Origin of the sequence: Dysgonomonas sp. GY75 (genome assembly GCF_015234155.1) — a bacterium.
Classification (GTDB): Bacteria; Bacteroidota; Bacteroidia; order Bacteroidales; family Dysgonomonadaceae; genus Dysgonomonas; species Dysgonomonas gadei.
Genome location: NZ_JADCLQ010000036.1, coordinates 883891 through 891650 on the forward strand (window position 1 = coordinate 883891; position 7760 = coordinate 891650).

Consider the following 7760-nt stretch of genomic DNA (forward strand, 5'->3'; position numbering starts at 1 on the left):
TGTAACTCTTTTTGTAAAATAAACAACTAGAATTATCTTTGATAAACCTTAAAGTACAAGATTGATGGAGCACAATAATTATCTGACCGACCAACAAATTAATATCATCCACAAAATCCCTCTATTCAGGGGGCTGAATGAGGATGCGAAGAGGACTTTGTTAGATAAGCTGGATTATACTGTGACCGAAATATCCAAAGGCGAAATTATTATCCGTCAGAACACGCCCTGCCTGCATATGTACATCTTGCTGAGAGGAAATCTCGAGGTAAATATCATTGATGTGTCGGGTAATAACGTCAAGGTGGAGAACCTTATTGGCCCACGGGCATTCGCCACCCCTCACCTGTTTGACGGGAATAGTATATTTCCCGCGACCTTCACCGTTGTGGAAGACGGTATTTTATTTAAGGCGACGAAAGAATCGGCTTTTAAACTGATAAGTTCAGAACCCGAGCTTCTAAAAAACTTTTTGCGACTTACCGGAAACTGCAATGCCTGTACGGTAAGCAGATTACGGATATTATCTTATAAGAGCATCAGAAGCCGCTTTATCTATTATCTGTTTGAGCACAAACAGAGCGACACATTATCTGTGATGGAACATAACCAGACTCAGCTGGCCGAATATCTGAGTGTGACGAGGCCGGCATTAGCCAATGAAATAAAAAGGATGGCTGACGAAGGTTTATTAAAGGTAGATGGCAGAAATGTGGAATTACTGTCTATTTCTTCTTTACTGAAATACGTCTGATACATACTTTACTATATAAAAGAACGGGAAAGATCAAAGTAATTGATATCTCCCGCTTTTAGTACATTTCCGTTTATTAAATAAGGCAATTACATTAAGGCTTTCAGCAAGCCCGGTATAAGGGAAGGAATTGCATCTTCGGTTTGAGCCGTGTATATATTCCCGTCAATGACAGATTTTTCGTCTGTACCGATACAGCCTTTAACCACCGATTTAACAAATGGATGTAAAGCCACTTTCTTCCCATTCACGATTCCCAGATTGTCGAAAAGTAGTGCGGCTGCACAATGGCCAATCAAAATCTTATCTTGTTCGCTGAAGTTCTTCATCACAGCCAACATATCCTGATTGAACTGCTTCTCTGCATTTTTTGCGAATTCAGGTATTGCATCACCACAAGCGAAGACTAACGCATCGTATTCATTTTCTCGTCCTTTGAGATTAGCAACCACATCATCCGTTTGCAAATTAATGCCCGAATTAGTTTTCACACTTGTAGTTTCTGCAACCGCAAACGTTTTATATGGAATATTATTTTCAAAGAATGCTTCCAGATACTGAAACAACCCTGCCCCATTTACAGGGTTTACTACTAATACTGCGATTTTTTTTGCCATGATTATTAAATTTTAGTGTTTACCATCATAGTTACTTATGATAACTTTATTACTTTTGTTATGCAAACATACTATTCATAATTAATATATACAAGACCAAACTTTTTTGTAAGTAAATTACAAAAAGGTAAGTAACATTGATATACAGTATAATAAGTCAGAAAAAAAATGAAAACTTTTCTTAGGGTCGAAATATGTCCTATCAGAGACATTCTGAGCAGACTGGGTGACAAATGGTCGTTACTTGTGCTTACAACATTGAGTGTAAATGGAACAATGCGTTTCAGTGATATCCAAAAATCGATAGGAGATATATCACAACGGATGCTAACGGTAACTTTACGCTCATTAGAAGCAGACGGGTTGATTGCAAGAACTATCTATCCGGAAGTCCCTCCACGGGTAGAATATTGCCTCACAGAATCGGCAAACGGGCTTATGCCTCATTTAAACAACCTTGTGGATTGGGCTGTAAAGAACATGGCTGATATTGCTGAAGAAAGGCTGATCTATGAAAAGAAAAAGCAATTATAAAAACTCTTTTACATTCAGGAAACCAGCACTTATTTACACATAAAATACAAGAGATGGCATAAGAGGAGTCTCTCATGCCATTATATTATAAGGATCTCAGATATTATATTCCGGAATTATTTCTTATAGATTTGGATTCGATTCATAGGTTGAAAGAGCGGATGTCGGTAGCATACCTTAAAAGAATTCTACCGAGCTTGAAATATCATTTATTTACATTAATATTGTTTCTACTAAAAATATTGTGATAAAATGGAAATAAAAAAAATTAGAGAGAATAAAGAACAATTTATGAGCCTGCTCCTATTGGGTGATGAACAGGAAAATATGATTTCCAGATATTTAGAAAAAGGAGAATTATTTGCATTATACGACACTGATTTAAAAACCGTTTGTGTTGTAACACAAGAAGGTGAAAATACTTGCGAAATCAAAAACATTGCAACATACGAAAAAGAGCAAGAGAAAGGATACGGAAGTTTAATGATAAAACATGTAATTGAATACTACAAAGATAGATGTGATACGCTATTACTTGGTACGGGCGAAGACGATAAAATATTATCATTCTACAAAAAATTCGGATTTGTTTATTCTCATACGGTAAAAAACTTTTTCATAGACAATTACGAACATGAAATATTTGAAAATGGGAAACAATTAAAAGATATGATTTATTTGAAGATGAATATATCCGGCCGGCGACACAATGGCTCAAGCTATGAGAAATAAAACAAATAGCAGAGAGGATTCCTCTCCGCCTCAGTAACCTTAACCGTTCTATTTTCGAACCAATTTCTCGAAGATTTGAGCTTGATTGATGAATTGGGGTAATAGATGCCGAAACCATAAATTCAGATAACACAGAACTATTAATAAATCATCTCATTGATTGGACTAATGAAAAAAAGTAAAGAATTGGAAATAGTAAAAAAACTGACGAATGTAGCTGACGAAAACAACATTGTTTTAAATGAAGATGGTTGGACAAGTCGTGTTTACATTGTAAATAAAGGCGAAATTGTTTTGAAATTTCTAAAGAATAAGCAATATAGAGAAGAATTTGAACATGAGATAAACATTCTGAAATTGATTAAAGATCACAAGTTTAATGTAAATATTCCTTTGATCAGTAGCTCTGAAGAAGACAATACTTACATCGTGCTTAATGGCCTGATGGGCAAATCAATGTCGGCAGAGATTGTAGATGCATTGACTAAAGAGGAAAAGAGAAAAATAGGTACACAAATAGGTTTATTCTTAAAAAAACTTCATACAGTCGCTTACCAAGGGAAAAGTCCAAATAACGAAAGTGAGATATTTGAATGGTTTCAAAAATCGTTTAATAGAAGAAAGCGCACATTAAAAAAACATTTCAATGAAAATGAACTTGTTGCTATTGAAGATTTGGTAACAACCTTGCCGCAAAGGTCGCAAAAGCTCGGGATAGTACAAGTTTTTTGCCATGGCGATTTAGGCTACAATAACATTCTGCTAACCGATAGTCTTGAAGTAGGAGTGATAGACTTTGGGGATGCTGGTTATAATGATCAGTCATATGATTTTGTTGGATTAGAAGATGATGATATGTTGGATGCAGTAATTTTAGCATATGATGGAGATGAAATTTTGAAAGCGAAAGTCGAAATACGACGACAGTTATTACCTCTTATGGAAATGTTGTTCTTGATTGATAAAAAGGATAAAGAAGGAGTTCAACAATGTGTAAAAAGGGTGCGGATAAATTTGAAAATGCATGAGATTTATAATGGTTAAATAACGGAAGAGCCTGACAAATTTCTCTATCAGGCCTTCCTTGTACCCTTAAACGTTATACGTTCTATTCTCGAACCAATTTCTTGAAGACTTAGACTTGATTTATGAATTGAGAGAGTGGATACCTAAACCATAAATTGTATATATTTGAATCTTGTAATCAAATTATAATATTATGAAATTTGAACCTACATACGATTATAGGCAAAGTGACTTTGATAAAGAAGAAAACCAAATTTTGTGGAAATTTGGTGAATTAATAAAAAATCTCATTATAATATCAAGTGATGCAGATACACAAAGGTATATTATTGGAATAGGCGCTGCTCCAGATGAAATGGCTTTAGATTTTGATTCATATTTTACATTGTCTTACAATCAATATTTAGATAACCGATTGTTAATTAAAGATGCTTTTGATGAGTTAATGTTACTCAATGATATCTTTGAAAGGTATAGTGTTGATAAGAGCTCTGATTTTTGGGATGACTCATTATTGGATACTAATAATGATTGGAGTATTGTCAGAAATAAGGCAAAGCGAATATTAGAAATAATGGGTTGGGATAATTTAGATATTGAATGTGACTATACTAATATATACGATGGCAAACATATAATTGGACAACAAACAATAACTCGACTAGTAAATAAAAAAGCCTAATAGATAATCCATTAGGCTTTTCGAGTACCCAGAGCCGGGATCGAACCGGCATGGAAGTGAATCCACTGGTGTTTGAGACCAGCGCGTCTACCAATTCCGCCATCTGGGCTTGTGAGGTGCAAAAGTACACAATATTTTCATATATCAAACACCCTGCCTTAACTTTTTTATAAAAGAATTGCATATTTTTCTCATTGCTATTGTTCTCATTTGTTTTGTTTGTATATTCGTATAATGTAACTTTGCAGAAATTATAATCAGTATGGATAATAAAAACAACTATTGTGTAATAATGAGTGGAGGTATAGGCAGCCGCTTCTGGCCTTTTAGCCGTGAAGCCCGTCCTAAACAGTTTCTCGATTTCTTTGGAACCGGCCGGTCTCTATTACAGATGACTGTAGATAGATTCAGGAAGATAATTCCCCTTGAAAATATATACATCGTCACAAACAATGAGTATGCCCAGATGGTGATGGACGAACTTCCTGAATTGAAGCTGAATCAAGTTCTGTTAGAGCCTATGCGAAGAAACACTGCTCCCTGCATTGCCTTTGCCACATACCATATAAACTCATTTAATCCTGATGCGAATATAGTTGTTGCTCCTTCCGATCATCTCATACTGAAAGAAGACGACTTTCTCTCAATTATCCAGAAAGCATTCTCCTTTGTTGAAAAACATAATACTCTTCTGACCCTTGGTATCCGCCCAAGTCGTCCGGAAACTGGCTATGGATACATCCAGATGAGTGAAGAGCAATTAGATGGAGTAACCAAAGTTAAAGTATTTACCGAGAAACCGAATCTCGAATTGGCTAAAGTATTTTACGAAAGCGGTGAATTTCTTTGGAACTCCGGAATCTTTATCTGGAACAACCGCACTATCCTCGATGCATTCCATCGATATCTACCAGAAATAACAAACCGGTTCGACCAAGGACTAGACACATTTGGAACTGATAAAGAAAAAGCATTTATCGATGAAAATTTCCCATTCTGTCCCAATATATCCATTGACTACGGAGTGATGGAGAAGGCCACCAATGTATATGTACAAGCAGCAGATTTTGGATGGTCGGACCTAGGGACATGGGGGTCTTTGTACGAAATATCGGATAAAGACGAAAATGCCAATGCTACATTAATTGCCGAAACACTATTCTTCGATAGTTCCGAAAATGTAGTTACCTTGCCTGCCGGAAAATTAGCCGTTTTACAAGGACTAGACGGTTATATCGTAGCCGAAGCTGACGGTGTCCTCCTTATCTGTAAGAAAGAAGAGGAACAACGCATCAAACAATTTGTTGCTGACGTTAAGCTGAAATATGGAGAAAAATATATTTAAAACAAAATAGATACATGTCAAAACAACTTTTACCCGATTTACCATATCTGGTAGCAGACATCAGTCTTGCCGACTTTGGAAGAAAAGAAATCGAAATAGCAGAACACGAAATGCCGGGGCTGATGGCACTTCGCAAAAAATACGGAGCGACAAAACCATTGAAGGGAGCACGCATCATGGGCTCACTCCATATGACCATTCAGACAGCCGTACTTATCGAAACCCTAAAAGATCTGGGAGCCGACATACGCTGGTGCAGCTGTAATATATTCTCAACTCAGGATCATGCCGCCGCCGCAATAGCTGCCGCAGGTATACCTGTATTTGCTTGGAAAGGTGAAACACTCGAAGAGTACTGGTGGTGTACAGAGCAAGCTCTTGCTTTTGCCGGAGGGAAAGGGCCAAATCTGATTGTAGATGATGGCGGAGATGCAACATTGCTTATCCACTGGGGATATAAAGCTGAAGAAAATTCAGAAACCATAAACCGCAAAGGCTCGAATCATGAGGAACAGGTTATCTTAGATACCTTGTCGCGGATATTGAAAGATGACAGCAATCGCTGGCATCGCACCGTTGCCGAATGGAAAGGGGTTTCGGAAGAAACCACAACAGGTGTTCACCGTCTGTATCAGATGATGGAACGTGGCGAATTACTTATTCCTGCCATTAACGTGAATGATTCGGTAACCAAATCGAAGTTCGACAACCTGTATGGCTGCCGCGAATCTCTTGCCGATGGTATCAAACGCGCTACCGATGTAATGATAGCCGGAAAAGTGGCTGTCGTAGCAGGATATGGAGATGTAGGTAAAGGCTGTGCACACTCTATGCGCTCATACGGGGCACGTGTTATCGTTACCGAGATAGACCCAATCTGCGCACTACAGGCAGCAATGGAGGGTTTTGAGGTTACCACAATGGAAGATGCTGTTAAGGAAGGGAATATCTTTGTAACTACTACAGGAAACAAAGATATCATTACCATCGAACATATGGCACGTATGAAAGACCAGGCTATTGTCTGCAATATCGGCCATTTCGACAATGAAATACAAGTAGACAAGCTGGTTAATTTCCCTAATATAAAACACATCAACATTAAGCCTCAAGTTGACAAATACGTTTTTCCTGACGGGCATTCTATCTTCTTGCTTGCTGAAGGCCGCCTTGTGAATCTGGGATGTGCAACCGGACACCCGTCTTTTGTGATGAGTAATTCATTTACAAACCAGACGCTGGCTCAGATAGAACTTTGGCTGAACGACTATGAAGTGAATGTATACCGTTTGCCAAAACATCTGGATGAAGAAGTTGCCCGTTTACATCTTGAACAAATTGGAGTAAAGCTGACTAAATTATCACAAGAGCAAGCAGATTATCTGGGAGTACCTGTGGAAGGGCCGTTTAAACCGGAGCATTACAGATATTGATTCTGAATAAATAATCAACGAGAAGTTGATACCATCATAATAATCTTTTCAAATCCCTCCTCCTAAGAATAAGGTTTGAAAAGATTATTTTTTATTGGACTTTTTACAGTGAATAGTATTCTCACGCAATGACGCAAATTCTAACTCATCTCCACATTTGCATTTATTAACCATACAATGTTAAAACCTGACACATCTGACAGTTTTTCCAGTATTTTTTACCTCTAATTTTTATATTCGTTAACTATATATAGTTAAAAGTAACAAAGGTAACACATTTTTAGCTAATAGCTGATCAGGGCAAACGCATCAAATTATTCAACTTCTATCGAAGGCCTGTAGGGGCGTATTGCATACGCCCGCATAACAAAATATCACAACTGGGCGTATGCAATACACTAGTGTCCACTAAAAAAAATTAAGACATAATTGAGTATCATTTTGATAGTTTATCTGCGTATCATTATTATTAAAAAGATTTTCTATTGGCATTCTTTCAAATAATGATAAACTAAGTATTCGTAATATTTCATAAGTGGACACTTTTATTTTTAATTCATGTTTCATGATTGTAACAAGACAATAGGTTATTATAGCAGAAAATATTTGAATTTTGACGGCATTTTCAGAAGTCCCA

8 protein-coding genes, 1 tRNA gene and 1 pseudogene are annotated in these 7760 nt (G+C 36.9%); 7 read left to right on the forward strand and 3 right to left on the reverse strand.

What is annotated here, in order from left to right; all coding sequences use genetic code 11:
• The first annotated feature begins 64 nt into the window (after positions 1 to 64).
• Positions 65 to 754, forward strand: a complete 690-nt coding sequence (locus IR083_RS15650) for a Crp/Fnr family transcriptional regulator (protein ID WP_194225014.1) — start codon at positions 65 to 67, stop codon at positions 752 to 754.
• 89 nt (positions 755 to 843) lie between these two features.
• On the opposite strand, the gene IR083_RS15655 is transcribed toward IR083_RS15650, so the two are convergent.
• Positions 844 to 1371 carry a DJ-1/PfpI family protein gene (locus IR083_RS15655; protein WP_194225015.1) on the reverse strand — a complete coding sequence of 176 codons (528 nt, stop codon included), beginning with the start codon at positions 1369 to 1371 and terminating at the stop codon, positions 844 to 846.
• 168 nt (positions 1372 to 1539) lie between these two features.
• Between IR083_RS15655 and IR083_RS15660 the strand changes: the two genes are divergently transcribed.
• The 4 genes from IR083_RS15660 (at position 1540) to IR083_RS15675 (ending at position 4345) form a co-directional block, all read left to right on the forward strand.
• Complete coding sequence (locus IR083_RS15660) at positions 1540 to 1905, forward strand: winged helix-turn-helix transcriptional regulator (protein WP_006801355.1); 366 nt, start codon at positions 1540 to 1542, stop codon at positions 1903 to 1905.
• 252 nt (positions 1906 to 2157) lie between these two features.
• Complete coding sequence (locus IR083_RS15665) at positions 2158 to 2637, forward strand: GNAT family N-acetyltransferase (RefSeq protein ID WP_194225016.1); 480 nt, start codon at positions 2158 to 2160, stop codon at positions 2635 to 2637.
• Between the two features lie 168 nt (positions 2638 to 2805).
• Complete coding sequence (locus IR083_RS15670) at positions 2806 to 3681, forward strand: aminoglycoside phosphotransferase family protein (RefSeq protein ID WP_006801358.1); 876 nt, start codon at positions 2806 to 2808, stop codon at positions 3679 to 3681.
• Positions 3682 to 3856: 175 nt separating this feature from the next.
• Positions 3857 to 4345 (forward strand): hypothetical protein, encoded by a 489-nt coding sequence (locus tag IR083_RS15675; RefSeq protein ID WP_006801359.1) that lies wholly within the window; start codon positions 3857 to 3859, stop codon positions 4343 to 4345.
• Between the two features lie 25 nt (positions 4346 to 4370).
• Here the strand turns inward: IR083_RS15675 and IR083_RS15680 are convergent.
• A tRNA-Leu gene (locus tag IR083_RS15680) sits at positions 4371 to 4454 on the reverse strand.
• A gap of 153 nt (positions 4455 to 4607) precedes the next feature.
• Here IR083_RS15680 and IR083_RS15685 point away from each other — a divergent pair.
• Positions 4608 to 5690 (forward strand): mannose-1-phosphate guanylyltransferase, encoded by a 1083-nt coding sequence (locus IR083_RS15685; protein WP_044216659.1) that lies wholly within the window; start codon positions 4608 to 4610, stop codon positions 5688 to 5690.
• A gap of 14 nt (positions 5691 to 5704) precedes the next feature.
• The gene (ahcY, locus tag IR083_RS15690) at positions 5705 to 7123 is read left to right on the forward strand and encodes an adenosylhomocysteinase (protein ID WP_006801116.1); all 1419 of its coding nucleotides are present in this window, start codon (positions 5705 to 5707) and stop codon (positions 7121 to 7123) included.
• 408 nt (positions 7124 to 7531) lie between these two features.
• On the opposite strand, the pseudogene IR083_RS24490 reads toward ahcY, so the two are convergent.
• Positions 7532 to 7760, reverse strand: a pseudogene (locus IR083_RS24490) (IS4 family transposase); the annotation flags it as partial.

Coding starts and splice junctions, on each gene's coding strand:
- IR083_RS15685 (WP_044216659.1), top strand. CDS start 4,608: ATGGATAATAAAAACAACTATTGTGTAATAATGAGTGGAGGTATAGGC.
- IR083_RS15670 (WP_006801358.1), top strand. CDS start 2,806: ATGAAAAAAAGTAAAGAATTGGAAATAGTAAAAAAACTGACGAATGTA.
- IR083_RS15665 (WP_194225016.1), top strand. CDS start 2,158: ATGGAAATAAAAAAAATTAGAGAGAATAAAGAACAATTTATGAGCCTG.
- IR083_RS15675 (WP_006801359.1), top strand. CDS start 3,857: ATGAAATTTGAACCTACATACGATTATAGGCAAAGTGACTTTGATAAA.
- ahcY (WP_006801116.1), top strand. CDS start 5,705: ATGTCAAAACAACTTTTACCCGATTTACCATATCTGGTAGCAGACATC.
- IR083_RS15650 (WP_194225014.1), top strand. CDS start 65: ATGGAGCACAATAATTATCTGACCGACCAACAAATTAATATCATCCAC.
- IR083_RS15655 (WP_194225015.1), bottom strand. CDS start 1,371: ATGGCAAAAAAAATCGCAGTATTAGTAGTAAACCCTGTAAATGGGGCA.
- IR083_RS15660 (WP_006801355.1), top strand. CDS start 1,540: ATGAAAACTTTTCTTAGGGTCGAAATATGTCCTATCAGAGACATTCTG.